Origin of the sequence: Citrobacter freundii complex sp. CFNIH4, from assembly GCF_002934505.1 — a bacterium.
Classification (GTDB): Bacteria; Pseudomonadota; Gammaproteobacteria; order Enterobacterales; family Enterobacteriaceae; genus Citrobacter; species Citrobacter freundii.
In genome coordinates this window covers 67,116-92,150 of sequence record NZ_CP026234.1, presented here as the reverse complement: position 1 = coordinate 92,150, position 25,035 = coordinate 67,116, and the positions used below count along the sequence as shown (strand labels likewise).

The window sequence follows — 25,035 nt, the reverse complement described above, 5'->3', positions numbered from 1 at the left end:
AATTCAACAGCATAAAAACCAGAGCGCTATCTTCGGACTGGTTCCAGTAATTGATGGTTTGAGTCCGGCCCGCATGTCATACTGATTTATATCTTTCGTGTAGCCCTGCGGTAGGCACGATTTCATCCCAATACATCCAGTGGCATGTGACTATATGATCGACCAAGCAGAGTTAATGAAGAGTGTTTTAGCGGTTCTGCAAGCCAGAAACGTGTCATTATCAGAGAGCCCTACGCGAATTCTGATGATGCTTCCAACACGGTTACGCGTGAATGTCACTGTAATCGATGCTCAAAATGAACCGTTAACCGCGACACTGATGCTGGATCAGGAAGGTCAAGTGACCTGTAAGCTGGCAACAGACCCCGCTGATACCGTCGTTGATATCAGTCGATATAGAGTATGATTTAAATCTTCGCGTTCCAGCCAGCCGTTCCCAGCTTCGTTGTAGAATATTGCAATAAGCCAATCCCCAGCCAGCCCTGTAATGTAACCGAAGAAAATCGTGCGCAATGCGCACGTAAAAATGTCTGCCCGCCACGCGGGCAATCGCCGTCCAAAAGCTTCGCTCTCAAGCGAAGCAGGCACGGCATGTAAATTCGAATAGAGCCCTCACGGGGCGATTAGGCGAATTCGCGGCCCGCTAGGGCAAAGTCTCAAAGCGTATGGGGGTTAACACCCCCAAAACGCTGTGGAGACTGTTGTGGCTTTTCGGAACTACGATCCCGAAGTACTGACTAAGGGTTGCGGCTGCCACCAGCCCGGCTATCAGGCGACCCAACAATTATTTCTCCGTATCACTTCGTCACCTGCTCAAGGTGATTGAAAATAGAATCACAATTAGAAAGCGGGGAACACACAATGAACACTCAGACAAGAATCAAATTGAAAGGCCTCAAAATCTATACTGGCATGAGCCAGGAAACAGTCTGCTTTAACGCTACTGTCCTCTTCGACGGGCTGAGCATAGGTACAGCTGATAATGATGGGCATGGTGGCGAAACTCGCGTACTGTTCGAACCAGGAAAAAAAGAGCTGTTCCGCCAGGCCGAATCATATGCGAAGGGTCTTCTGCCAATCTGCCTTGGCGAACACAATGGCAAGCCATTTCTCATAGACTCAAACCTGATTGAAGTAATCGACCAGCTTGTCAGTGACGAGGAGCGTAACCGGAAAACTAAATCAAGTTTCAAGAAGGTTTACCGCAAGAAAATCTGCGTCTTACGCGAAGGTAGACTTTGGACAGTGGGCTACAAAAGCCAGGCTCAATACGCTTCATACATCGCACAAATCAAAAAAGAACATGGCCCTGATATCGTTATCCTGGACGATTTGGAACATGATGAAGCTTTCGAGCTGTACAGTAAGCACTTATACGCCTGACCATCAAGCGTGGTAGAATTGGATAATTCTAGCGCAGAGGATCACTATGAAAGTTAAAGAGCTTATCGCCCAGCTTCAGCTACACGACCCTGATGCTGTTGTCGTAATTGCCGGATTTAAAACCCAGAGTACTGGACTGGTTGCCGAGGCCGATACTATTAAAGAATGCGTGACAGTTCCTGTCCAAGCGGACAGCATGACGGGTGACCGTTCGTTGGCAAAGGAGGGTTCACCTTCTGTCTGGTTGGGATGGGGGAATGATTACCGCACGGAGTTCTTCGTTAGTGCCATCAACGACCCGGACGAATTAGCCTAACTATATCGAATACCCAAGAGCCTCTACTTCAGAGGCTTTTTTATTTGATGGGTCTTACGGGAAACCTTGTCATTCATTTACCAATAGTTGCAGGGCGTATCCTCCAGCGCTAAGTCACTTAACCCCCTTAATCGCCAGCCAGCATCTCCGGGTTCTGCCCGACCCGTGGATTACTTAACACCCTTAATCGCCAGTCAGCCTCTCCGGGTTCTGCCCGTACCGTGGGTCACTTAACCCCCTTAATCGCCAGCCAGCCTCTCCGGTTTCTGCCCGTACAGTGGGTCACTTAACCCCCTTAATCGCCAGCCAGCCTCTCCGGTTTCTGCCCGTACCGTGGGTCACTTAACCCCCTTAATCGCCAGCCAGCATCTCCGGGTTCTGCCCGACCCGTGGGTTACTTAACCCCCTTAATCGCCAGTCAGTCTCTCCGGGTTCTGCCCGCCCCGTGGATTACTTAACCCCCTTAATCGCCAGAAGAGAAAGATGATGTGTCATTGAACTGCATTTCGAGATCGCAAAATGAAGAAAAAACAAAATAGAATGTTAGCGTCTCAATCTGATTGCCGTTACAATTATACGCATAGAGCGTCATTTTACGCATTATACGTAAAGTATACGCATATGCGTTTAAATTCATAATTCAGGTTTGAGGGTATGACGAGAATGAATCTAATAGATAAAATTGCCCTTGTCGGGCAACGCATGAAGTCCGAACAAATTTCATTGAAAGAATCGTTACTGGCTTCTTCCCGGGTATCTGTATCAGATGACAGTGTGGAGGGGGTAGATCGCCTTATCTATAACCACTGCCTGAATAAAAAAAATCTCTCCGACTTCTTTGGAAAATCTCGAGTTACCTTCAATAAAATTCTCGCTGATCTCGAAGAAAAAAGGCTGGTGGGTCAACCTATTTATCAGAACAAAAACCACCTTTATACCCGCTGGGATGTCCAGAATATTATGGATGCCCTGGGTTATCCGCGCTATAGAGATTACTACCAGAGCCGAACAATCATTGTTCAGAATCATAAAGGTGGGACAGGAAAAAGCACGACCTCAGTGGCTCTGGCTGTAGCAGCAGCACTTGATCTCCAGTTGAATGCCAGAGTTTTAGTAATTGAATGGGATCCGCAAGGCTCTATTGGTAGCGGTATGATTCAAAGCGTATCTGAAGACGACGTATTCCTGACTGCAATCGACGCAATCCTGGGCGTGTATGAAGAAGGTTCTGAATATAAAAAATACCTCGACATGGGTTACTCTGAGGCTGAAATCATTGAGAATATGCCGTTCTCAACCCATCTGCCAAATCTTGATGTAATTACTGCGTTCCCAACCGATGCGAGATTCAAAGATAAATACTGGCAGTGCAGTAAAGAAGAGCGCACTCAGTTGTTGCTACGATTCAAAGAAGTGATAATGCCAGTCCTGAAAGCTAAGTATGACCTTATTATCTTCGATACCCCTCCAGAAGACTCGCCAATTATCTGGGCCGCTGATGAGGCCGCTGACGGTATTCTTGTCGCAGTTTCTCCGCGAGAATACGACTATGCATCCACAACTGATTTTATGCTGACGATCAGTGAGCGATTCCGTCAGTCTCCCAATAAAGGTGAAAATATTAAATGGTTTAAAGTACTGGCCGTTAACGTCGATGATAAAAGCCCATACGAAAAAATAGTCCTCGATAAGTTAATTCGAACCGTTCAAGACCTGTTTATGGCAACCAATATCAAAAACTCTGAAGCATTCAAAGCAGCTGCGTCACGGGGTAGGTCGGTTCTCGATATTAAGAAATCTGAAGAGTTATGTTCACCAAAGCAGCTGGATATTGCCGAAGAATCCGTAATGTCCGTATATCAACAGTTTATTAATGAGATAAAGAGTTTTTCAGCGAAGGAAGGAGTTAACGCATGAGTGATGAACAGCATATCGGAAACGATAAATCGCGTTATCTAAATACGCCAAAGCGAACCGATGTAGGCCACCGTTCCGGGTTAGCTAACCTTAAGAGTCCCCCTCGCATTAAGAAACTCTTTACCCTTCATAACGGGCGAAAACTTGAAGCTGAGCACGTCACTGTAGCAGCTGAAAATGTCGCTACTGAGACCGCCGTTCACCCAATGAACCCGCGAAATCAGGAAGCGCTTACCACAAACGCAGTACGAGATATCCTGCAACAAATTGAGTCAAGGGGTGTTGATACTGAAGGTGTTGCCGTTAAACGTGATGGCGTGTACCTGCTTATTGAAGGTAGCCGCAGACGTTTTTGCTGTATTGCGGCTCAAAAAGATCTGCCTTTATGGGTGCTACCAGATGATCTATCAGCTGAGGACATCAAGGCGATTATTACCGCTGCACAAACATCACGCCGATTCTCATACCGAGAGGTTGGGCTTCAGTATCTGGAACTAATGCAGGAAAAAGGATTCACCAAAAATGAAGAGCTTGCCCTCTTTCTTGGCATAAGCCATGTGTCAGTCTTTAAACGTATTCAGGCGGCGCGTATTGACGGTTCGTTGATAGCTCTGTTCCCGGATTATGAAGGTATACCAAACTCCTTCTACAGCCGGTTGTCCAAACTTCAGAAATACGTAGAGAGCAACCTTTTCATTCTTGCAGATGTAGTTGATAGGGTGAAAGAAGAAATTGCTAATCTGGACATCAGTGACATCCCGGAAGCGCAGAAAATTGTCATGGCGCAGATCACAAAGGCGGTTGAATTACTCGATCAAAAGCCACCTGCAAAAAGTTGGGAAACCCGTGATCTGGCTAATTTTGCTAATAAGGACAAATACGCCCGTATCAGCAAAAATGCATCGGGCCGTAAAGTTCGCTTTGAATTTAACCGAATGAGTACCGAGCTCATGGCAGAAATTGAAGCATTTATTACGGATAAACTGAGTAGCGAAAAATAACAATTCGCCATTGCTTGATTATCGAAACTGCACCTCCTGGTGCAGTTTTTTTTTGGCCGCAAACCTATTCGTCAGGAGGAGACACCGGTTGATAATAGGAAAAAAACAGCTCATGAGGTGGCTATGCTTTCGGAAAAAATTGTAACCCTGTTTTCAAATGACGCATTAAAGCGTTTCACGATTCTTGAGGCTTACGCCGAGCTAAAACGTCAGGGTACTTTTAGCGTTTTCCTTTCGTTCATCGATCCTCGTACTGATTGTCTCGTAGAGGGTAACTTTCAATTCTACCCGAACCCCGTTAAGACCTACTCAAACATGGGAGTATGCTATCTCACTGAACATCTTGGGCTAACGTTAAAAATCCCAAGCTCTATGGAATGGTGGGCTACACATGAAAAGTCAACATTTCATAACCAAGACATCACCTATCTGAAGGAGGGTGAATACGTAAAGGCAACCATTAAACTGGAAATAGGCTCGCGGATCAGAGTTCCTAATGCGTTCGAAGTTGCCCCTTCCATGTGAACTTAAGGCATATCAAAGTAAATTACTGACGAGGACGGCTATGGCACTCACGATAAAAACAGAAACACTAAAAGCTACCACAAGCCCAACATTTGAGGCTTTACGTAATCGTTATAGCCACCGTAGTTCTGACGATGAGATTGCCGTCGATCCGCTATGTTTATCTCGGGATGATCTGAATGAACTTTTACAGGCATGTCGTGGTGATGGAGAGTCAAAAAATCGACGAGCTCTTGAATCGATCATCACTGCACTGGAAGGTGATTTCGATAAGCCTGTGAGCAGTTTTCCGGCATTCGGTCGTGTGTTACTACAGTATCTGAAGTCAAATCGAATTGATGGCTGGATATACCGACGCGGTCATGACGGCAACCTGTACCCCGGTCTTGTTACAGCAATAAAAGAAGTAAAATCAGAAAAAAACTCTGACCGTCCCCCATCACTATTGTTACAAATCAGCTGGTATGGGTTCGGCGAATATTCGCACTCCAAAAAGGTTTACGGAACCCAGCTTACCGCCCTGAATTTCGAGCCTAATGAGGTGGCGCGGCGCAGTGTCGCTAAGACACTGGCCGACCGTGATATCTACCATGAAACGCATGAGCTGAAACAAGAGTACCTGGAACAACTAACGCGGTTTAAGGAAGTGGTCGACGGGCAATTTGGCAATCAGTTTAAAGCAACCGGCAGGGCTGTCAGAATGGAATCGTATAGCTACAGCGACCGGAATCTGGAAATAGCAGGGCATAAACTGATACACGATTTGCCTGATAGTGAGTGCGATGCCTACGGTGCAGAAGTGGAGTCGCCTCTTTTTGAAGATGACCAGTTTGGCCTTTTACCCGAAATTCCTGTGCAGCGTTATTTTGATCTCTCGCTGCAAGACTTTATCTGGATACATGCCAATAACGTAGAACCATACAAGTATGATAAAGAACTGCCAAAAAAGATGGTTTTGCCGGAAGACCACCGTGATTTACTCGATATACTGACCACGGATATCAGCGCTTTCACCAGCGATATTGTTGAAGGGAAAAGCGCGGGTAACATCATCATGTGCGTGGGCTCACCCGGACTTGGGAAGACATTAACTGCTGAAGTGTATGCAGAGGTCATTGAACGGCCCCTGTACTCAATTCATGCTGGCGCACTGGGAACCAACGCCGATGACATTGAGAAAAATCTGCGGACGATTCTGACCCGGGCTAAACGCTGGAACTGTGTCCTGCTTCTGGACGAAGCCGATGTGTTTGTCATGCAGCGTGGAGCATCACTGACTCAAAATGCCATCGTTGCGGAGTTCCTCCGTACACTGGAGTATTTCGATGGGTTGATGTTCATGACAAGCAACCGGGGTAGTGACATCGATGAGGCTATCATACCAAGATGCGCTGCAATCATTCACTATGATGTGCCGGAGAAATCAGATGCCCAAAAGATCTGGAAGATTATGGGTGAGAACTTTGGCGTGAACATTCCTGATGAACTGGTCAGATCACTTGTAAACACTTACCCAGAACTTCCACCACGTGACATCAAGATGTTGCTACGGCTCACGTTGCGAATGAGCGTGAAAGAGCAGGGGAGTGGTAGCATCCCGACACTGGATATTGTGCGGAAATGCGCGATGTTTCGTGGGATAGAACGAAAGAGAAAAGAAAAAGCCCTGTGATAACGATGCCGGGTTCGCCCGGCATACAACCTGCTGGCCCAGCCCAAAGCAATCCGAGTTCTTCAGCAAAAGCAGCAGCGTGTCGGAAATAACTGTGTTATAACAATTCAGGTGATCATGATGAGAAGTTGATAACAATGTTTAAGCTAAGTCCCATAAGAAAAAAAACAAACAAGCTGCATAAACTCCTTAATAACGGCTATCGTTTCGTAATCATGCATGAAGATGAAATTATTGAACCCTTCCGCTACGAAATAGAAGCCAGACGAAAACTATTCTTTGGCAGAAAACTCCTTTCTATTTCCGACCTCATCGACTCAATAAACGATAGTGTAAAAACCCAAGCAAAACGCGCCCCTTAACTATTCGTCACCTGAATAACTCCAGCTATGATAAACATTATTATCAAGCTTAAAGGTGATACTTATGAAACCGTTTGGGATTTTCTATTCAGTAGAAGGCTGCACTTGTTCACTGTGCCGCTCGCGTGGCTATCGTAAAAACAATGCATACGATAGATCTCTTCGTGTAAGCAAACACCGCGCCCGTCAGCAGGCCAAGCGTGAAATCCGCTCCGCCGTATTCAGCATCGACAATTAAGAAAGGTTGATGATAAATAAGAAGAATAACGAGGATAACAAATGACTGATGAAAACCAAATAAAGGTGCTGTTTTGCATTCTGCGTCGTCGATTCGTGGATTATGTCCCTGAGTTTGAAAACTGTGTAGAAGAACGGGAAGTCATCAATGAAACGCCGAAGGGTTACCGTATGTCCGTCTCCTACGGCACATCAGTTTACCTGCACGCGGATTATGAGTTTTTCGAATCACGTCAGGCAGCGTATCAATGGTGCGCCCGCCGTGTGACCGCTAGCATTGAGAAGATGAAACAAAAAATGCAGGCGGCAGAAGCAACAAAAATAAAACTGATAGAAGCATCCGGGAACTGTGGCGAATAAGATGACACCACGTCAAATTATCCTCTCACATATTACAGCTGAGAAAGCACTCCCACGAGGAACGCTGATCTGGTTATTCTACGAGAATGCCGATGATTTAATCAACCTGAATGAAGTGGACGATAATCTTGAAAGGTGGCATCAACGAGTTGGGTCGCCTGAAGAAATTCAGGTGATACTGGATATGCCTGATGACGATTCAGAAGTCTGGCTATTCAGCCCAACAAAATTATTCTCCCCACGGGTAAAAACCCCCGTTCTGACAGCCAGAGATAGGGCAGTTGCTCGCTATGGCGTTTCTCGCGTTATGACGGCGGAGAAAGTTGTTTTTCTGTATTCAGGGTATCTTCTGCACCTCTATAGACAGGCATATGGTTTCACCGGCCCTGCGCCTGAAGTTCGGGTCAACTGGAGTGCCAAACATTCATGGGGCGGCAGGAGCTCAATCACTATTTCACCATCGTCCATTTATCCTGACAGTGATACACCGCGCTATCGCTACCATGAGTACGCACATATAGAGCAGCGTAAGGACATCGGAGCATTTTATTCAATCAATCAACTGGATCATATCAAAGGCGTAGTGGCACATGAGCTTGCGCACTTTTGCCAGCGCCACACTGGAAAAGATAATTTTAAATTTGGTTTTCCGGTACTCCCTGAAAAAGATTTCAGAACGGCTCATGGTGATGGGTGGCAGTTCTTGTATGCATTTTTCAGAACAGAATTAAATAAAAGAATTCAGCGATAACCCAAAAAAAGGCATAACCAATGTACCTTCTTTCCATTTTATTATTTACATTTGTTTATCTGTTATCCTTTAATTCTGTTATAGAGGAAAATAGAGACCGCTATTCCATACAGACTTTTGCAATAGTGATGATCACGATATTCCTGATATCAATGCCAGTAACAACAACTTTTGTGTCGTTGATGCTTGAAGAAAACCAGAGAGAGCATCGTGATTTGATTTCCTTCCTGCAAATCAATTCCGTTTGGTTCGCAGGAGCCGGGGGGCTGGTGGCTATCTTCTTGTCAGCCCTGACAATGGTTCGCCTGAAGCAAAAACGTATCCGTCACAAAACATCGAACCTTAACCTCATCGTTGTGGGCCTTTTCGCGGGCGTAGTCTCTTTTGCCAGCGCGTATAAGCATCTAGCTTTCTTCAGTGGGGATGATGCGGGAGTGTTTTTATATGAGGCTATACCAGCCATCGATGACATCGACTGTAACGCGCCAATACTCCTGGTGAAATGGGAACCTGACTCAAAGAAGCCAACTGCATGGCGATGCCCTACGGGCGTTGCATTCAATATCAATAGTCCTACTCCATTCCTACCTTGGGGTTCATATGAGGAAGGGGAGAGTTCAAAACTAAATGAAGTGATGACAATTTTGATGAAAAATGCGGTCAAAATCGAAAAACGTCGCCATCTTGATGTCATCATTACGAGCTAAGGCCTTGTAATCACTGGATTACAGGGCTTTTTTATGTACCCGAAAAAAAAGAGACATTTTGTCCCCAAATACGCTTCGTCACCTGTTTGGTGTGTGTTTAACTGGATTTACAGCAAGCAACGAACCTCGCGACACAATAACTAAAGCGGAGAAACACCATGAACACCGACGTTAAAGCTATCTTCGAACAAAGCCGTACCCTGGAAAATCTGGAAGGCGCTGCGGTACTGATGCGCAGCTTAGACAAAGCGCCATCATCACTCCGAGCACTGAGCGATTTCGTAACCAAAGCGCGTAAAAGCGGCAATACGGAACAGTTCGAAGAAGCCGATATCGGGCGTAACAACGTCTTTGCGGTGAGCCCGTACTGGTTGTTTGTGGAAGAGGGACTGAACCTCCGCGACGTAAATTATGACCGTGCGGTAATGTTCAAACACGCTTATCTGGAACGTCCTCAGTCAGTGCCTGTCATCCGCGTTAAACCAGTAGTAGTGGAAGGCGTAACCCGCCTGAAAATCATTGATGGCCACCACCGTTTTGCTGGCCTGATGATGGCGATTGCTGAGGGCGCGAGCTTCCAGAAAATCACCGTCGAGGAATTTGAAGGCGGCAAGGACGAAGAAGTCTACAACATGATCGAGAGCGCCAACTCCCTTCAGTTGAAGATGGTGGAACGCGCTGAAGGCTTCAAGCGCCTGATTGGCTGGGGTCACACCATTGAGTCGATTGCTCAGCGTCTGGGTGTCTCTCTGGTCACCGTTCGCCGCAGTATCGTGCTGGCAAACGCTGACTTCAGCATCAAGATGCTGGTGAAAGAAGATAAGGTATCTGGTGACGTTGCCGTTGACGTTATTAACGAATGTCAGGGTACTGACCGCGACCCGTATGAAGTCCTGATGGAATCCCTGAAAAAGGCAGAAGGAGCTGGGAAAACCCGCGTCACTGCCAAATTCGTGAGTTCCAAGAAAAAGACTGGCCTGAAACCGAAAGTTATCCGTAAAACCTTCGACAGCCTGTTGCCAACCCTGAGCCAGCTGCGCGACCAGATCCCGCCGCAGCCGGAAGGTGAGCATGAAAATCAGATCGAAATTACGGAAACCGTGCCGGAAGAAGTCGTCTTACGCCTGACTCCTGAAATGGCCCGTACTCTGATGGCTACCCTGGCTGAACTGGAATCAGCAAAACAGGCAGAAGATGCTGAAGCTAATGGTGACAACGACGGTGATAGTGCTGAAAACAACGGCGGTGCTGACGATGCGACTGATGCCGATACCGATGGCGCTAACCAGCAGAATGGTGAAACTGAAGAGACTCAGCTGCACCCGGTGTACTAACCTCCCAGCAGGTCTTTAACAGACCTGCATAAAATTCCTTTTCATTCTGATGGGCCGGATAAACCGGCTCATATTTTTGCACATATAAATGGCCGCATTTTGCTGCCTTAAATTTTTCGATGATAGACAGGAGCGCATTAAAATATCAGGGTTATAGACTTTTTTGGATAGCAATGGGGGTCGCGTTGAATATTCAGACTAATTATATCGAGCTGCAAAATTGGCTCGAAAAGGCAAAAAGTATTTATTCCTCCGCAGGATGCCCGCACGAAAGAGTTGATGATGGCATTTTAAAAATTGCAATGCAGGTAGCGGCTATTAGAAAAACAAAACCAGATATGCTGCATGTATTCCTTCAGGAGTTAATTACTGAGTTCAAGGGTTATAAACTCATTCAGTGCCGATTCAATAAATCCAATTATGAGCATTTTGTTATGACCCCGGAAATTCAGATTCTGATCGGTGGTCTTATGGATAAAGCGTCAGAGGGAATAATGCTGGCTTCTATCTGCCACATGCTACAGGTAGATACGTTATCCGAACTTCTAAGCCTAATCCCAACGGGAATGCCAGACACCGATGTACTGGATGCGCTATGGCGTGATCAGAAGACGCCCGCAGGACTGAACCTGCTTGATGACTTCGTACTTCTGGATACCGTTGCGCTGGCTAATAAGCGGGGGATTGCTGCATGAATGTATCGGCGTTGATTAGTAGCCTCTATGTGACCGTTATCGCCGGGCAGGAGCTGGAAGCAAAAGCTCTGGAGCATCACGAACGCCGTACAGCTGGTCGATTTTGCCGAAAAACACTTTCTGTCCACGCGGTGAAGCGCAAGCCCGGGGTGGAATTTCTGGCGCGGCTGAAAGTCAATTACGCCCGCGCCAACCTGACAAACTGCGACCCCGGTACAGTAGCCGAGCTGAGGCTGGTGGGCCGCTCTGATGAAGCGAATGAGCTCTCTGAAGCAATTCTAAAGGCAATAGCATCCAGTTACCCGGAGTTGGTATCGGAATGCGCACGACAATTACAAAAACAAAAGCTATTCCAGAACCTCTGAGGCCACTTATGACTATGGCGGACATCTCGTTTACCGAAACAGGTGAGACAAAGCAAACAGCTGAATACAGCTTAAAAACCCCTCCGCAATCGATAGAAGCGGAACAGTCCGTGCTGGGCGGGTTAATGCTTGAAAACCAGAGATGGGATGATGTGGCAGAAATCGTTAGTGAGCAGGATTTTAGTTCTCGACCGCATCGCTCAATTTTCTCTGCAATGAGATCGCTCGTTGCGAATCAATTCCCGATTGATTTGATAACCCTCGCTGAGCACATCGAAAACGAGGGAGAAGGTAAGCTGGATAGTCTCGGCGGTTTCGCCTATCTGGCAGAACTGTCAAAAAATACGCCCAGTGCGGCAAATATAATTGCCTACGCGCAGATCGTCAGGGAACGTGCCGTAATCAGGGAAATGATAAAAGTTGCCAACGAAATAACCGAGGCCGGTTACAACCCGGAAGGTAGGACAAGTGACGAATTGCTTGATCTTGCAGAAAGCCGGATTTTCCAGATTGCAGAGCAAAGGGGAAATAAAAGCGGTGGGCCGGAAAATATCAGCAGCATTCTGGACAGAACCGTTACCAAGATTGAAGCCTTGTTCCAGCGTCCCCATGACGGGGTCACTGGAGTTGATACCGGCTACGTGGACGTGAACAAGAAGACAGCCGGTCTACAGCCCTCGGATTTGATTATTATCGCTGCCAGACCCTCAATGGGGAAAACTACGTTTGCAATGAACATCTGCGAGAATGTATCGCTGACAAACGATAAGCCCGTCATGATTTTCAGCCTGGAAATGCCTACGGAACAGCTCATGATGCGCTCACTGGCATCGCTATCACGCGTCAACCAGACCAGCATCCGAACCGGACAGCTCGATGACGAGGACTGGGCCCGGTTATCCGGCACAATGGGACTGCTGCTGGAAAAAAAGAACATTTACATTGATGACAGCTCTGGCCTAACACCTATGGACGTTCGCTCCCGGGCGCGTCGATTGTCCCGCGAACACGGTGGGCTTAGCCTCATTATGATCGACTACCTTCAGTTGATGCGTGTACCGTCGTTATCTGACAACAGAACTCTGGAAATTGCTGAAATCTCCCGATCTCTGAAAGCACTGGCAAAAGAGCTGAATGTACCGGTAATCGCTTTATCGCAACTAAACCGCTCGCTTGAACAACGTGCCGATAAACGTCCGGTAAACTCAGATTTGCGAGAGTCAGGCTCCATTGAGCAGGATGCTGACCTGATCATGTTTATTTACCGTGATGAGGTCTATCACGAAAATAGCGATATGAAAGGTATAGCCGAAATTATCATAGGTAAACAGCGCAACGGGCCTATAGGGACAGTACGTCTCACATTTAATGGTCAATGGTCTCGATTTGATAATTATGGTGGCCCTGAGTATCATGATGACGACTGACCATAAAAGCTACTGACCTTATCCTGATATTTAATTAAAGGTTTTCGACTGTTTAATTTCGCCAGCTGATTGGCCCGATAGATAATGGTTCTACGGACAGCAATCTTTTATATAGGTGTAAAATGAAAACGATACTCTCAGCTTTATTATTCGTTGTTTCATGGAATGCACTGGCACAGGATGAGGGAAATAGTGGTGATAAAAAGCAACAGGCAACGGCAACTATTCAAATTTCGATTACAATTTTACCCGAACCGGTAAAACCAAAGATCACCAAAGAACAGGTGAGTGATACGCTAACCGTCATTTCTTATGAATGGTAGCATCCAGACAACCAACGGTTAAGCCTGCTCCAGCAAAGAAAAGTATCTTTCTGAACATCACTTCGTCACCCGAATGCCTCGTGATTTAATAAGTAAACAAACCGGACAATATTCACGAGGTGTTTTATGACAAATGAAACTCAGAACAACGCATCCGCACCTGAAGAGTTAATCACGCGTATATCGCAGGTCATTAAACGCAAGGATGGATCTGAAGTGAAAATTACTGCTCAGGCTGCGTTCGGTGCAGGGTTAACTCGCTCTATCGATGTATATGTTCTTCGTCGGGATAATGCTGATTCAAACTGGCAAGGTTGCAGTAATCGACCAAAAGCAGGATGGCGGAATATGTCTGTAGATGAATATATCCGTGAAGGGCGCTCTGAAATGCTTAAGGCAGTTACGCCGGGAGAAATTCTAAAGCTCACAAATGCCATTGGCAAACCAATGAGTTGTCTTGATCAATTATTTCCATCCCCGATTACTAAATAAATCATTAAATAATACCGCTGGCCTTATTCGTCAGCTGGTACGCCCGTGTTTAAATAAATATACAAAACGAATAAATAAACAGGTGAACCATGCAACAGGTAATCGACTTTGGCACATCAGAACCGACCCTTGCCCCAATCCTTACCGGGGATAAATGGGATACGGTTTGGCAAACACTGGCTAATGACGAAGACCTGAATTATGTCGATGCCAGCACTGGCACGAGCATGGCCAATCTTATCACCACCGGCACAAACGCCATTTATAAAGCGCTTACTGACGGCTGGACTATGAGCCTGGCGTATTCATCAGGAAAGGACTCTGAGTGCGTTCTGCACCTCTTCCTGATGGCGCTGGTAAGGGCTACCCGCAATGGCACAAACATCAGCCAGCATCACTATGTGATCCACACCGACACGGGCATCGAGAATCCAGCCGTCCGCTGGCTGGCAGACACAAAACTCGCCGAACTTGAGGCATTCGTTGAAAAGCACCAGTTACCGCTGAGCATTGTAATTGGTAAGCCTGGACTGACATCTGGGTGGACTGGCCGCATCCTTTCAGGGCGAGGATTGCCAACATTTTCAAATAGTTCCGCCAGACAGTGCTCGATCGACTTGAAGGTCGATCCTGCACGTCGGGCCCGTGCCGAGTACATGCGAGGACTGCCTAAAGCCGTTCGTCAGCGCGTTTGTCTGCTGCTGGGTTCCCGTGATGCAGAGAGCACAACCCGTGCCATGAACATCGAAAAAAAAGGCGGGAGCGCTGAAGACGTTAAACAGACAAAAGAGGGCGGTGAGCTCTATCCGATCCGTCACTGGCATCAGGGGAACGTATGGGAATTCCTGCTATCGTCCGGGGATGAGGCTCGTTTTGCGTTACCCAGTTACCTGCCTAACAATAATGAAACTGCTGAGCTCTACAAAGAGGCTACGGGCGAATGTGTCTGGACGGGTTCTGAAAAAGCAAAAAGCGCCTGTGGTTCACGATTTGGCTGTTACCTTTGCCAGGCTGTAGGGCTCGACCGCTCTATGGAAAACCTGCTGAATGCCGACCCGGAGAAATATGGCTATATGGCTATCCTGAACCGGCTTCAGCGTTTCATTGCCAAACGCCGTTATGCCTGGGAAGACCGCCATCCAGTGGGCCGCACGGTATACGAAGGTGGGTATATTAAGATCCAGCCAGATGTATACTCGCCGAAATTCCTGGAACGTCTGTTACACATCTGCTGTAGCGCCGACTACGTAGAGCAGCAACGCGCCGATGACGTTGCCGAGAAACTCGCTTACGGCTTGCTGGAAGACAATGCGCATAACCGTCGCATGTCCCGGCCTCAGTTCCGCATCGTCAGCGAAGAAGCCGTTGTGCATGTCGATTTCATGTGGGCTTTCCATCATTTCAATGACAAGCCTTTTAGGGCACTGGAGATCTACCACCGCGTCTGGGCCCACGGCGAGCTGGATCTGTTGACTGATGAACCGACGATGCCTGTAGTCCCTCAGTCCCCAATCCCTAAAGCAGTCTGGCTGAAGGTGGGGAAATTTGGCGATGACTCACTATTTGATGGGCTGGCTGATCCTGTTGCGGAAATGACCTATTTCGACGGCGGAGATGACGAACGCGCCGCACGTGTCATCAAGACAAGAGACGGCCACCGTCGTGTTGTCAGTTTCAGCGAAGATAACGAAGTTACCGTAGATGAAGAGTCTGCAAGCTTTGTGTTATGGGTGGAATACCCACGCCTTAAATCTGCTATTGAGAGCGGGGCGTACACCGCTGGGAGCGCGGCGCAGTTCTACCTGCGTTTCGGCACGGTATCTCTGTGCAAAGGTAAGTCAGCCTTGTATCACAAAATGATGCAGCGTGGTCAAACCTACCATCGACTCGGCCTGACCGGATTCCAGTCGATGGAAGGGATCACAGCTCGAAAAGACCTTCGCATCCTCTCGACCGAGAAATACCAGCATGTTCTGAAAAGAACGCTGGAGGCCCGGATCATTCGTTTTAAATGGTGGGCTAACCTCGCTTTCACCATCCAGTACCACATGACCCGCATGACAGAATTTGGGTTCTGGCTGCATCGCGTCTTACGCCAGGAAAGCCATAACGAGCTTATGGACGAGAAAACGCTGTGCAAAAACAGCCTGGAAACTGTCCTGATCAACCAGACCAATGCCTGGTGTCTTGTGATGAGTGACGTGGGCAACAAACCTGATACATCAAATGCGCTGCGCCGCTACTGGAGACAGGAGCGGGCCCGAGCTTTCGCGCACTGTGCTTCAGTACCGGAAGTCCTTAAATCGCTGGTGGCTCGTGAGATGTTCAATATTTATCGACGTGCGCTTTATGAACTCAATAGCCATAAAGAGTTGAGCCTTGGCCTGATACACATACAGGAACTGGCAACTCAGAACGCGGACGCGTTACGGATCCATATCAAAATAATGATGCGGTTAATCAGGCTGTGGCAATTGTCAGGTTTAACAAGCATTGGTCAGAGTGAATTTTGTGAGGCGGCTTAACTGCCTGGAATAAAGGGAAAATAATGAAAATCATGCTTTCACTAGGCTCTGTTGCTATTACGACAGTAGCATCTATGTTGTTGCTGTGCAGCCAGGCTAATGGCAGCAACGGGAACAGGCCTTTACGGATCAACGAACCTGTTCAGATTACTATCGAACAAGTGATGTATCGCATTGCAAATGGTAACCAGAATATCGGCATGAAAATGCGTGAAAACCCAGTGCTGTTTTCGGGTCATGCCGGAATCAGTGTAGAGCTAAGTGATTTTCCGCCCGGGTCAAAATCCGCGCCCGTACCCGGAACTACCGTAATGCTGCGTACCGCTTTGTCTGGTCAGACAGAGGCCTGTTATCAGCAGCACTGCTACTCAGCCGAAGTGACCACGTACAACGAATAGAGGTCTTGCTATGGCAGACAGAACTGATGGAATGAAAGGAAGAGCACTGATTAGGCAGTTGTCCGGTATGCCACCCGGCGTTAACCCATTAAACGTTCCTCAGCCGCTTAAGCGAACCGTGTGCCTGGCAAAAGGCATAGTGGATACATGGGATAGTTTTCCATCCGAAAACAACCTTGCAATCGCCCTGGAAAACGCCGCTGCAATATCACGGCTGGCGATAAGCCTCCTGCAAGAACGGGAAGTACTGTACCGGCAGCTGGCATCTCTTGGAGTAGAACCAGAGAAAATGAAACAATCCGTCGAAGCCATCCCGATGGAAACGCTTTTAAAAAGCCTTCCAATGAGGAAAAAGTAACTTTCTAGCGTTTTTTGTTTCCGCTGTAAGAAGACACCTTTTTTGGTGCTCAATAGCAGTATTTTTTTAACAGATAAACTAAACGAATTCAATATTTCTTAAATTCAAGCACATTTTGTCTTCTTTTAAATTTCGTCGTAGGTTTAATGCAGTTAATAATGTTACTCACGGATTAATTTTTAAAAAATACAGAGCCTAATCAGGCTATACGGGTTTTGTAATTGCTATCATTAAAGTCACGAGGAAAACCATGAGTGCATACGTCGAGCAGGTATTTAATGATGTTGAAAAAATGCGTGGCAAAGTTCTGGCCGACCGATTCCGCATGGTATTCAAAAAAATCCAGCTTGTGAAGAACGACGACTCAGACGAGGCCTACAACCTGAAGCAACAGGAAAACCTAGCCGCTGTCACTGAACTTCAGAATGCTGGTGGTTTCATTGATTGGGACATCAAGGTCACTAAGTATAGCAACACATCCACTCAGGTTGAGTTGCGGCATAAGGTAGATGGTGTGCTGGTATGGCGCGATTTTACCTTCGTAAGCGATTTTGTATTCGAACTCGCTAAAAACGTTGTCTATTCAAAAGAGACGGTCTGAATTCAATTTTTGCATTAATAACCGGTGGAAAAATGGAGCAACTGACACCTGCAAAACTCGACTCGATGATTACTGAGACTACAACTGAACTGCTATATGCGCAGAGGGCACTTATCAGCCCAAGCCGAGCTGATGCGATGGAAAAGAAAGCGTCTCAATTACTCAGCATATTATTGGAGTTAAAGGAACTAAGAAATAAAAGCCCACAAAAAATCATACTGCCACCCCCTGCATGTTGCTTTGCAGATCATAGTTATCCTGCATATTCCAGAGACCAAGTTATTGCAATACTTGATTCTCTTGGACATAAAATTATTGAAAAGGAAAATTAATGCGCCAGACAAAAATCGTAAATATATTCTATGCCAGTGCTGAAGAGCTTCAGCTAGGCATTAACGAGATAGATACTGAGATTACGACCGCTTTGCAGAACGGCAATATGGAAGCCGTCAAAAAAGCAACGTTACTTAAAAACACCATGATTAGTCTGCTGGACAACAAACAGAAGGGCGAGCTGGTTCAAGAAACGTGTACGTCAGGCGAAAAGGCTGATTCATCGGTAGAAATAACGGACGCAATGGCCTACGCGTTCCACGCGGCATCTGGTGAGGGTGCAATTGGTTCCGATGATGTTGAAGAGATAAAGCGTGGTCTGCGGGTAGTTATCAATGAGTGTGGCCTCACAAATCACCTCGTAAAGATCCCTGCTGGTTTACACGATGCAACAGCTCAGCTTGTAGTTAACTTCGCCTCTGAGATGGCGGGTAAGCTTTACCGGGCCCAGGAGAAGTATGGTCGTGGGGCTGAATGGGCAAAATCTGACTGGAAGGATGAATGCCTCAAAGAGCTCCACCGACACCTTTCAAAAGGTGATCCACGTGATGTAGCAGCCTACTGCATGTTTTCGTGGCATCACGGTTGGCTGACCCACAGCGAACAACCTGCTATAGCGGGGCTCAGCGAAAGAGTTCTGTTCGATAGCTTTATGAAAGATGATTACTCACCTGATTCAAGTGGTTCAGTATCAGAGGAAGAAGAAAGGGTCTTTCTTGAGGTGCTCTTTCACATATGGCAAGGCCGGGCCGCAGTTCAGAATGGATTAACTCAACAGGAAATGGATATCGTAATGAAGTACCGGGAACAAAATCAGAAATAACATTACTGCGTTCTGACAACCAGTAAATTAACTCGATGCGGTATTTCAGAAAGGAAAAATTATGATCGTTCTCAAATACCCTCCTTACCCATCGCCCTTCTGGTTCCGGGGGGAAAAAGATAAAACGGGTGTGGTTACCGAGGTTGGAACAGTTTATGTGGAAGCAACAAAGGATAACCTGCTGCTGGTGGAGGGCACACTCCCTCCGGTAGGTGCGACTTTGTTTCTTACACCTGACCGGTTCGATATTAAAGCTGAAACTGAGATTGATAGCCGGGCCCGACGAGAGGAACAGGCCAGACAACGTCTGACACGGCAAGAAGAAGAACGACAGCAAAAGGCCGCTCTCGATATGAAGCTGATGCAACAGGCGCAAGAGCGAAACGCTCGTTTGTATCTTCCGGTACGATGGACAAGCGGATTCAAATCGGTGATTTCCGGGCTGACGGAAAACAGTAGCGGTAACGGTATAAACCGGCGAACTGTGATTCACGTGCTTTTACTTGAGGACATACGTGATGGGCGCCTGGTCAGAAATGAAGGGGATTTTCTTTGCACCGCCGCAGGTGGAAGTAACGGCAAGCTTTGGGTTAACCCAGCCACCCATAGTGATGGTGAGTACGGGCCTTACGTATGTGAAATAACGTGTAAGCAGTGTATTAAGGCTGCTCTACGTTGGCAGGATAAAAATAAGGCCGTCCCACCGGAATGTGTTCCGTAGGTATCAGGCGAACCGATCACCACGCTATAGAGAGAGGGGACAGTGAACATGCAAGTTGCTAAAAACAAGTACGCCGTTCTGGACAGTGCGATCATGAAAATACTCGGCAAAGAGCCGGTTCCATTTTCACTGATTATGCTTCCAGACGTAGCTGGTGAGTGTTCCCGACTCGCTGATGAGGAGAGGAATAAGCCGATGCCATTCCGCATTCTTGACCGGCGGTTACAGGCGCTAAGAAAGGCTGGCAAAATTCAGTTCGTGACCGGAAAAGGCTGGGTAAACCCTCTTTCCTGACCACCCGCAATTCGTACTGCATCTTCCTTTTCGTAAAAGGCAACTCTTCGTTGCCTTTCATCCCCCAGAGCTATTCGTCACCTGCCCCCCCAACGATAAAATCAAAGTATCACAAACAATATGTCCCCCATTTAAGCCATTAGAAACACCATGTCCTAGTACAATAGCGGCAACATGGCTAAAGCCGGGGGAAGGAGATCATAATGACGGGTATCGTGCGCATTGAACAACCGGTAGAGCGAATTGAACGTTTCCATTCTCTTCAAGGCGGTCAGTACTGGCGGGCAAATGAAGCCATTGCTGAAGAGAACATTGCCGCTTCCGAAGTACTGCTGATTGAATCGCTGCGTTGGGTCGACAACAAACTGCATACGGTCATTCTGCGCACCCACCCATCAAAACATGGCCAACACATTCGGTTTGAATATACCGATGAATCTGGCCGCACTTGTGGCACTACCCGTAGCTTCACTCAGCACCGCTTTTTGTTTGATGACTTCGTTAACAAATTCACCTTTGCTGCTGACTCGAAAGAAGTCCGCGAAAGTGAAGTGCAGGCCTGCCAGCAGTTGGCTCAGAAGCTGACCGTTGAACTTTCCGAGGCGATGACAAACCCTGAACGCATGAAAGAGATCATTGCGGAACGCCTTGAAAAAGAGCAGACAGAAAAAAGCGAGAACAAACTCAATACTCTACCCGCGACGATTGACCAGTACACAAACCTCGCCACCGGCCCGTTAGAAAATGCGCTGACATCCGGTGTCAATGAGGAAAGCATTAAGGGAATGATGGAAGCGGCTCGGCATGGACATAAACTGGCCGTCATACAATCTGAATGGCTACAAGGTAAGAATAACGAAATTACCAGGGCCGTTCAGGCCGTCGTACCCTATTACCAGGAAATGGCTGCGGCGCAGCTGGCCGCATTCGAAGAGAGCAGGGAGAACGTTGAATCGCTGATGAAAGGGATTGCGTCTCTGGATCTTTTCATCGGCAAAGATGTTGTCGTCAACACGATAATCAAAGGCAATTCAGCCCCGAGCGACATTCCTCTGACATTTGTCCAGAAAAAGCTACTGATGGATGAGGAGCTCGCTGTCTATCTGGATCTGGGAGACTGGTTCGATTTCACCAAAGCAGATTTATTCGACCAGGCACTGCAAAAACACCCGGGCCTAATCGAGCAGATTTTCCCGACCCAACGTTGCGTACTGGTTATGGCCGTCACCAGACGGCACGTCAATTATCAGGATCCGTGGGAGGCTGCGGCCAAAGACTTTCAAAACAGATGTGTCTTCCTGCTGGTACGAGACGGCGAAAATATTTACCAGGTATGCAGCCCGGTTGAATCTCATCTGGGCGCTCATACGCTGTTCCCTGAACGTGACGAGCAGGACGCGCTTTTTCGCGGTTTTGACGGTTCTCGCATCACCTTCCGCGATGTAGCTTACACTGACCGGCTGCGGGCGCATGAAAAGATGGCGCTGCACTATAAACGTTTCCTGATCCTTTGCTGCGGGCTCGACCAGCGTGAGCGCCTGTTTGGCGAATTCTATGATCGCAGTAGTAACATTAATTTCATCTCGATGGACTTCCAGGAGAAATATTGCCGCTTTATTCATGACGCAGATGGAACCGGTCTGTTGAGTGACCCGGAGGCCGATACCAGACCATCGCTGGAGTCCTACATTAAGCAGGCGAACCAGCACCTGCGTTCTGGTTCACGCGTCTTTTGTGAGTGGAGACAGGTCGTTAATCCGGTTACCGCACCCGGGGCAGCTAAGGATGATTCAGGTAACGGCTACCGGGGACATTCATTCACGGTTGATTTCGTTAAAAGCCGTAGTACCAGCGTGGCATACCAGAAGAATGAAGAGATCTACGTTGATGTGCCAGTCGTTCAGCACACCTACAGCCGTAATGCGAAGTCAGACAAACGAGAATTCAATGCCAAGGTATGCCTCTCAAAATTCAGAACCTCTGATAGCCTTGGCTATCTTTGCCTGGACACGGTGAAATCCGCCGATCTCGAATATTACATTCACAACCGGCGTATCCGGGCTAACCATCTTTATTACATCCGGCTCTTCAAAGAACTTGCGGCACTGCTGAAGCTGGAAGAAACGCATGAAGAACAATACCGAAGCAAAATGCTGGCGGCTTTAAACGCCGGGAACATCGGTGACGAAAATGACCGGGTTGCGGCTGTAGATAAAACGATTCAGACGTGGCGCTGCGCAAACCGAGGTGCATCCCTCCAAAGTGGTCTGGAAGATGAGAAGCAATGGAAAGCGCTCCTTGCCATGATGGATTTAATTGCATGGCGAGGTCATGCAAGCATCCCGCAAATTGAATGCTACTGTGAGCAACTTGGAAACTCTCCTCTACGGCTTGTGGTAATGCCAAACGGCAAACTGGGCCTGTATGTAGCCCCACGAGCTGAAGAACGAAACGATGCAGCTGAGAAACACAAATGGGCTATACGTGTGGTATTGAGTCTGACGCGTACCGGTGTGAAAGAGGTATCTCGCTCATGGGCTCTGGTTAACGAACTGAGCGTATCTGAATGCACCCTCAAAGAATGGCCGCTGGTGGATGAGTGGAAAGGGTTAAAGTCTGTATTTGAAAGCTACGACCGGAAACTTAAAGCTCTGGCAGACATTGAACTGGGCCGTGAGACTCTCAAGCGTCTGAATCCCAGCAACCAGGAAGGTCTGAGCGAGCTGGCAGAATTGTGGATTAATGCTTTTGAAGAAATGAACTTCTACCGACCGACTGGCGGGATCGTTCAAAAGCCAGTAATGATGATCCCGATTGGTCTTATTGTCGACCGTGAGGAGTGGTCATACTTATATCTTGGTACACGCGGCTCTGCGGTCGAGTATATCTATCAGAATCTGAATGATAAGGCACTCAAGGCCCGGGTAGCCCACCGTCTGATTTCAAATTACGAGGTCAAAGAGGGTAAGCTCGATAATCTTGCCAATAAGAAAACAAGTCTGGGTCTCTTTTGCACAAAACAGCGCCCGGACATGGCCCCTTTTAGCGCAGACCGAAACATAGAGACATATGGGCCTGATTTCGGCGTTAACCATGCTGTGCTTACGCATATGGTATCGTTTAAATCGCAGATAGCGCTGATTCAGCAAGAGGCAGATCGCGGCTTACACCGTCTCTTCACGATAGCCAGCAACCTGGTCAGTTCAGCCGGGGAGTTGCTTATCGATCAACTGCTCGGCGATGCGGCGCGAGATGCAGATGAGCCGGTAGATATTCTTGAGGTGGTTATTAACCCAGCGCCAACCGGTGAACCAGGGGCGAAGCTGAAGAAGAATGGTGAGACATTCTGGCATAAGCACTGGTGTGATTTGTGTAAGCCAGGAACCGAAGAAAGCCTGGCACTCTCCCACATTCACGCGCCGGATCACGTCATTACGCGGACTTCGTTCAGTTCCAAGGAGGATGCCATCCTCTTCGTACTCAAGACGATGCCGCAGGCCAGAAAATACGAAAAGGATTTCTTCCGCGACAATGATTTCGATGTACCTGATGGGATTATTGAACGGTGGATAGACCGTTAATCATATGCAGTATGAATAAAAAAAAGCCCGCTTTAGTCGTTGCAAGCGGGCTTTTTATTTCTTCGCGTTACAGCTGTGGCATCAATTACAAAACGGAACGGCTTGGTGCCGGGGCGAAGAACGGAGAAAGGGATAGGCACGAGGTGGTGATAATGTTGCTATTCATATGGGGTATGAATAAGAAACAGCCCACTTGCGAGTACTAAGTGGGCCATTGAGGGTCAGGCATAAGACTCAGACAGAGCAGTAGCGGCTTCAAGCGCCGGTTCAAGCGACAGGCTGTTATCGCTGATAACATTCCATCCCTCATTGCCGTAAACAAAATGGACGTAACCTGCACGTTCAGTTTCTTCAGGGCGATAAGCATAGAAGTAGTCTTCATCAGTAGAGAACATGGCTTCAACAATACGTTCTACGTTCGTAGAGCGCTTCAGCACAATCTCTTCTGAGTCGAATACCGAGATGCTATATCCTGCTTCAATCAACCCGGTTGCTGCTGCCCGGGCAATTTCCTGCTCAATACGTTGCCGCTGATCTACGTTCATGCCTGCTGCTCCTCGATGGGAAGTGAAGTCGAACACACGAGAAAGCATGAACTATAGTTCACATTTAATCAATAAAAAAGGGAACTATACTTCACTTATTCTTGGTTTTTTTTAATACTGGTAGTCCTGCAAGCGCATCGTTCCAATGCTGCTCGCGTTCCTCATTACCTGAAATATTACTTATCCATCTTTCGGACTTGCCCCAGCGCTGTGCCAGCGCCTGCCGCGTCCAGCCTTTGCGTTTCATCTCTGCTTTAAATTCATCGCTGGTGGGTTTGTACATAGGTTAATCCACGTGAACTATAATTCACCTGATAGTACGGTAAGGCTGGTTAAGTAACAACGGGATATCGACGGTCATCTTCCGTTCCCGCACACGGGCCAGTGCTCCTGGCTATACTGAGTCAAAAATGCGGAGGACACATTATGTTTGAACGTATAAGCAGGTTTTTCGCTGGCGCAACAAAACAGGAGAGGGCGGAACCGTCAGTCTCTATACCTGAACCTGTTACTCTTGAGGGTGATAACGCGCCATCAGCTATCGAACATGACAGAAAAATAGTCCATGACAGCAGGGTATTTATACATAGGTCTTTAGGCTTTATACTTATGGTATATTCTCCCGAATTATTCAGAAAAGCCATTAATCATGACATATGTCTTGGCTATATATATGGTTATATCATAGCGGCAATAGGTGACGACGAAGAGTTATGTAAAGCATCGGAAAATCGTCGATGGGATGTTGTCGCTGCCTATTATCGAAGTTTATTGGATTATTCAGCTGAAGCTTACTATGAGAAAACTGTAAACGCGATGGATAATTACCACTTCAAACAAGCAAGAAATGTAAGCGTAATGGATTATCACAAAAACAAAATCAATCCTGATGGCGATAATCATCATTTGCGTTTTCTAATGACCGAAATAATTGAAGATAGGGTTGAATAAATACACGTTTCGTCACATGAACGACCTATGGTTTACTG

29 protein-coding genes are annotated in these 25,035 nt (G+C 47.3%); 27 read left to right on the top strand and 2 right to left on the bottom strand.

Annotated elements, in window-relative coordinates; genetic code table 11:
• Positions 1-154: 154 nt before the first annotated feature.
• The 26 genes from C2U41_RS28110 to C2U41_RS27985 all read left to right on the top strand — a co-directional run bounded on the left by C2U41_RS28110 (position 155) and on the right by C2U41_RS27985 (position 23,501).
• Complete coding sequence (locus C2U41_RS28110) at positions 155-406, top strand: hypothetical protein (RefSeq protein ID WP_024196080.1); 252 nt, start codon at positions 155-157, stop codon at positions 404-406.
• A gap of 455 nt (positions 407-861) precedes the next feature.
• The gene (locus C2U41_RS28105) at positions 862-1,383 is read left to right on the top strand and encodes a hypothetical protein (protein ID WP_007372310.1); all 522 of its coding nucleotides are present in this window, start codon (positions 862-864) and stop codon (positions 1,381-1,383) included.
• A gap of 46 nt (positions 1,384-1,429) precedes the next feature.
• Entirely contained in the window at positions 1,430-1,699 is a 270-nt protein-coding gene (locus tag C2U41_RS28100; protein ID WP_104427110.1) for a hypothetical protein, read from the top strand.
• A 663-nt stretch (positions 1,700-2,362) separates the two neighbouring features.
• The gene (locus C2U41_RS28095) at positions 2,363-3,616 is read left to right on the top strand and encodes a ParA family protein (protein WP_007372312.1); all 1,254 of its coding nucleotides are present in this window, start codon (positions 2,363-2,365) and stop codon (positions 3,614-3,616) included.
• On the top strand, positions 3,613-4,617 hold the full coding sequence (locus C2U41_RS28090) for a ParB family protein (RefSeq protein WP_007372313.1): 1,005 nt from the start codon (positions 3,613-3,615) through the stop codon (positions 4,615-4,617). The genes C2U41_RS28095 and C2U41_RS28090 overlap by 4 nt, the downstream gene beginning before the upstream one ends.
• A 39-nt stretch (positions 4,618-4,656) precedes the next feature.
• Positions 4,657-5,142: a hypothetical protein gene (locus C2U41_RS28085; RefSeq protein ID WP_172745723.1), complete on the top strand. Its 486-nt coding sequence runs from the start codon at positions 4,657-4,659 to the stop codon at positions 5,140-5,142.
• A 40-nt stretch (positions 5,143-5,182) separates the two neighbouring features.
• Positions 5,183-6,814: an AAA family ATPase gene (locus C2U41_RS28080; protein ID WP_224771500.1), complete on the top strand. Its 1,632-nt coding sequence runs from the start codon at positions 5,183-5,185 to the stop codon at positions 6,812-6,814.
• A gap of 426 nt (positions 6,815-7,240) precedes the next feature.
• Positions 7,241-7,414, top strand: a complete 174-nt coding sequence (locus tag C2U41_RS29575) for a hypothetical protein (protein ID WP_009653096.1) — start codon at positions 7,241-7,243, stop codon at positions 7,412-7,414.
• A 41-nt stretch (positions 7,415-7,455) separates the two neighbouring features.
• Positions 7,456-7,773 (top strand): hypothetical protein, encoded by a 318-nt coding sequence (locus C2U41_RS28070; protein ID WP_007372316.1) that lies wholly within the window; start codon positions 7,456-7,458, stop codon positions 7,771-7,773.
• A gap of 1 nt (position 7,774) precedes the next feature.
• Positions 7,775-8,524 (top strand): hypothetical protein, encoded by a 750-nt coding sequence (locus C2U41_RS28065; RefSeq protein WP_104427109.1) that lies wholly within the window; start codon positions 7,775-7,777, stop codon positions 8,522-8,524.
• A 20-nt stretch (positions 8,525-8,544) separates the two neighbouring features.
• Positions 8,545-9,231, top strand: a complete 687-nt coding sequence (locus C2U41_RS28060; protein ID WP_016241554.1) for a hypothetical protein — start codon at positions 8,545-8,547, stop codon at positions 9,229-9,231.
• A 158-nt stretch (positions 9,232-9,389) separates the two neighbouring features.
• The gene (locus tag C2U41_RS28055) at positions 9,390-10,565 is read left to right on the top strand and encodes a ParB/RepB/Spo0J family partition protein (RefSeq protein ID WP_007372318.1); all 1,176 of its coding nucleotides are present in this window, start codon (positions 9,390-9,392) and stop codon (positions 10,563-10,565) included.
• Between the two features lie 185 nt (positions 10,566-10,750).
• Positions 10,751-11,260 (top strand): hypothetical protein, encoded by a 510-nt coding sequence (locus tag C2U41_RS28050; protein ID WP_223307977.1) that lies wholly within the window; start codon positions 10,751-10,753, stop codon positions 11,258-11,260.
• Complete coding sequence (locus C2U41_RS28045; RefSeq protein ID WP_007372320.1) at positions 11,257-11,625, top strand: hypothetical protein; 369 nt, start codon at positions 11,257-11,259, stop codon at positions 11,623-11,625. The genes C2U41_RS28050 and C2U41_RS28045 overlap by 4 nt, the downstream gene beginning before the upstream one ends.
• A gap of 14 nt (positions 11,626-11,639) precedes the next feature.
• Positions 11,640-13,052: a replicative DNA helicase gene (dnaB, locus tag C2U41_RS28040; RefSeq protein ID WP_007372321.1), complete on the top strand. Its 1,413-nt coding sequence runs from the start codon at positions 11,640-11,642 to the stop codon at positions 13,050-13,052.
• Positions 13,053-13,174: 122 nt separating this feature from the next.
• Positions 13,175-13,375 carry a hypothetical protein gene (locus C2U41_RS28035; RefSeq protein ID WP_007372322.1) on the top strand — a complete coding sequence of 67 codons (201 nt, stop codon included), beginning with the start codon at positions 13,175-13,177 and terminating at the stop codon, positions 13,373-13,375.
• 126 nt (positions 13,376-13,501) lie between these two features.
• Positions 13,502-13,867, top strand: coding sequence for a hypothetical protein (locus C2U41_RS28030; protein WP_008786579.1), 366 nt, complete (start codon positions 13,502-13,504; stop codon positions 13,865-13,867).
• An 89-nt stretch (positions 13,868-13,956) separates the two neighbouring features.
• On the top strand, positions 13,957-16,392 hold the full coding sequence (locus tag C2U41_RS28025) for a phosphoadenosine phosphosulfate reductase domain-containing protein (protein WP_007372324.1): 2,436 nt from the start codon (positions 13,957-13,959) through the stop codon (positions 16,390-16,392).
• 23 nt (positions 16,393-16,415) lie between these two features.
• Positions 16,416-16,790: a hypothetical protein gene (locus C2U41_RS28020; RefSeq protein ID WP_008786576.1), complete on the top strand. Its 375-nt coding sequence runs from the start codon at positions 16,416-16,418 to the stop codon at positions 16,788-16,790.
• Positions 16,791-16,800: 10 nt separating this feature from the next.
• Positions 16,801-17,148 carry a hypothetical protein gene (locus tag C2U41_RS28015; protein ID WP_008786575.1) on the top strand — a complete coding sequence of 116 codons (348 nt, stop codon included), beginning with the start codon at positions 16,801-16,803 and terminating at the stop codon, positions 17,146-17,148.
• A gap of 250 nt (positions 17,149-17,398) precedes the next feature.
• Complete coding sequence (locus tag C2U41_RS28010; RefSeq protein ID WP_007372327.1) at positions 17,399-17,749, top strand: hypothetical protein; 351 nt, start codon at positions 17,399-17,401, stop codon at positions 17,747-17,749.
• Positions 17,750-17,781: 32 nt separating this feature from the next.
• The gene (locus C2U41_RS28005) at positions 17,782-18,081 is read left to right on the top strand and encodes a hypothetical protein (RefSeq protein WP_016241553.1); all 300 of its coding nucleotides are present in this window, start codon (positions 17,782-17,784) and stop codon (positions 18,079-18,081) included.
• Positions 18,081-18,905, top strand: coding sequence for a hypothetical protein (locus tag C2U41_RS28000; protein WP_007372328.1), 825 nt, complete (start codon positions 18,081-18,083; stop codon positions 18,903-18,905). Before C2U41_RS28005 ends, C2U41_RS28000 begins: the two co-directional genes overlap by 1 nt.
• Positions 18,906-18,966: 61 nt before the next feature.
• Positions 18,967-19,626, top strand: coding sequence for a hypothetical protein (locus tag C2U41_RS27995; protein WP_008786574.1), 660 nt, complete (start codon positions 18,967-18,969; stop codon positions 19,624-19,626).
• Between the two features lie 48 nt (positions 19,627-19,674).
• Positions 19,675-19,920 carry a hypothetical protein gene (locus tag C2U41_RS27990; protein ID WP_007372330.1) on the top strand — a complete coding sequence of 82 codons (246 nt, stop codon included), beginning with the start codon at positions 19,675-19,677 and terminating at the stop codon, positions 19,918-19,920.
• Between the two features lie 203 nt (positions 19,921-20,123).
• Positions 20,124-23,501, top strand: coding sequence for a hypothetical protein (locus C2U41_RS27985; RefSeq protein WP_048242079.1), 3,378 nt, complete (start codon positions 20,124-20,126; stop codon positions 23,499-23,501).
• Between the two features lie 221 nt (positions 23,502-23,722).
• Here C2U41_RS27985 and C2U41_RS27975 read toward each other — a convergent pair whose 3' ends face one another.
• Together C2U41_RS27975 and C2U41_RS27970 are read right to left on the bottom strand one after the other, a co-directional pair.
• Entirely contained in the window at positions 23,723-24,046 is a 324-nt protein-coding gene (locus C2U41_RS27975) for a hypothetical protein (RefSeq protein ID WP_007372332.1), read from the bottom strand.
• A 91-nt stretch (positions 24,047-24,137) separates the two neighbouring features.
• The gene (locus C2U41_RS27970; RefSeq protein WP_007372333.1) at positions 24,138-24,329 is read right to left on the bottom strand and encodes a hypothetical protein; all 192 of its coding nucleotides are present in this window, start codon (positions 24,327-24,329) and stop codon (positions 24,138-24,140) included.
• Between the two features lie 143 nt (positions 24,330-24,472).
• Between C2U41_RS27970 and C2U41_RS27965 the strand changes: the two genes are divergently transcribed.
• A complete protein-coding gene (locus C2U41_RS27965) occupies positions 24,473-24,997 on the top strand; it encodes a hypothetical protein (protein ID WP_016241551.1) in 525 nt (174 codons plus the stop codon).
• Positions 24,998-25,035: the final 38 nt, after the last annotated feature.

Excerpts from the sequence above, each read along its gene's own strand:
- C2U41_RS28025 (WP_007372324.1), top strand. The coding sequence starts at position 13,957 with ATGCAACAGGTAATCGACTTTGGCACATCAGAACCGACCCTTGCCCCA.
- C2U41_RS28000 (WP_007372328.1), top strand. The coding sequence starts at position 18,081 with ATGCGCCAGACAAAAATCGTAAATATATTCTATGCCAGTGCTGAAGAG.
- C2U41_RS28035 (WP_007372322.1), top strand. The coding sequence starts at position 13,175 with ATGAAAACGATACTCTCAGCTTTATTATTCGTTGTTTCATGGAATGCA.
- C2U41_RS28105 (WP_007372310.1), top strand. The coding sequence starts at position 862 with ATGAACACTCAGACAAGAATCAAATTGAAAGGCCTCAAAATCTATACT.
- C2U41_RS28110 (WP_024196080.1), top strand. The coding sequence starts at position 155 with ATGATCGACCAAGCAGAGTTAATGAAGAGTGTTTTAGCGGTTCTGCAA.
- C2U41_RS28020 (WP_008786576.1), top strand. The coding sequence starts at position 16,416 with ATGAAAATCATGCTTTCACTAGGCTCTGTTGCTATTACGACAGTAGCA.
- C2U41_RS27990 (WP_007372330.1), top strand. The coding sequence starts at position 19,675 with ATGCAAGTTGCTAAAAACAAGTACGCCGTTCTGGACAGTGCGATCATG.
- C2U41_RS28045 (WP_007372320.1), top strand. The coding sequence starts at position 11,257 with ATGAATGTATCGGCGTTGATTAGTAGCCTCTATGTGACCGTTATCGCC.
- dnaB (WP_007372321.1), top strand. The coding sequence starts at position 11,640 with ATGGCGGACATCTCGTTTACCGAAACAGGTGAGACAAAGCAAACAGCT.
- C2U41_RS28030 (WP_008786579.1), top strand. The coding sequence starts at position 13,502 with ATGACAAATGAAACTCAGAACAACGCATCCGCACCTGAAGAGTTAATC.
- C2U41_RS28080 (WP_224771500.1), top strand. The coding sequence starts at position 5,183 with ATGGCACTCACGATAAAAACAGAAACACTAAAAGCTACCACAAGCCCA.
- C2U41_RS27975 (WP_007372332.1), bottom strand. The coding sequence starts at position 24,046 with ATGAACGTAGATCAGCGGCAACGTATTGAGCAGGAAATTGCCCGGGCA.
- C2U41_RS28070 (WP_007372316.1), top strand. The coding sequence starts at position 7,456 with ATGACTGATGAAAACCAAATAAAGGTGCTGTTTTGCATTCTGCGTCGT.
- C2U41_RS28090 (WP_007372313.1), top strand. The coding sequence starts at position 3,613 with ATGAGTGATGAACAGCATATCGGAAACGATAAATCGCGTTATCTAAAT.
- C2U41_RS28100 (WP_104427110.1), top strand. The coding sequence starts at position 1,430 with ATGAAAGTTAAAGAGCTTATCGCCCAGCTTCAGCTACACGACCCTGAT.
- C2U41_RS28095 (WP_007372312.1), top strand. The coding sequence starts at position 2,363 with ATGAATCTAATAGATAAAATTGCCCTTGTCGGGCAACGCATGAAGTCC.
- C2U41_RS28005 (WP_016241553.1), top strand. The coding sequence starts at position 17,782 with ATGGAGCAACTGACACCTGCAAAACTCGACTCGATGATTACTGAGACT.
- C2U41_RS28055 (WP_007372318.1), top strand. The coding sequence starts at position 9,390 with ATGAACACCGACGTTAAAGCTATCTTCGAACAAAGCCGTACCCTGGAA.
- C2U41_RS27995 (WP_008786574.1), top strand. The coding sequence starts at position 18,967 with ATGATCGTTCTCAAATACCCTCCTTACCCATCGCCCTTCTGGTTCCGG.
- C2U41_RS28010 (WP_007372327.1), top strand. The coding sequence starts at position 17,399 with ATGAGTGCATACGTCGAGCAGGTATTTAATGATGTTGAAAAAATGCGT.
- C2U41_RS28015 (WP_008786575.1), top strand. The coding sequence starts at position 16,801 with ATGGCAGACAGAACTGATGGAATGAAAGGAAGAGCACTGATTAGGCAG.
- C2U41_RS28060 (WP_016241554.1), top strand. The coding sequence starts at position 8,545 with ATGTACCTTCTTTCCATTTTATTATTTACATTTGTTTATCTGTTATCC.
- C2U41_RS27985 (WP_048242079.1), top strand. The coding sequence starts at position 20,124 with ATGACGGGTATCGTGCGCATTGAACAACCGGTAGAGCGAATTGAACGT.
- C2U41_RS29575 (WP_009653096.1), top strand. The coding sequence starts at position 7,241 with ATGAAACCGTTTGGGATTTTCTATTCAGTAGAAGGCTGCACTTGTTCA.
- C2U41_RS27970 (WP_007372333.1), bottom strand. The coding sequence starts at position 24,329 with ATGTACAAACCCACCAGCGATGAATTTAAAGCAGAGATGAAACGCAAA.
- C2U41_RS28065 (WP_104427109.1), top strand. The coding sequence starts at position 7,775 with ATGACACCACGTCAAATTATCCTCTCACATATTACAGCTGAGAAAGCA.
- C2U41_RS27965 (WP_016241551.1), top strand. The coding sequence starts at position 24,473 with ATGTTTGAACGTATAAGCAGGTTTTTCGCTGGCGCAACAAAACAGGAG.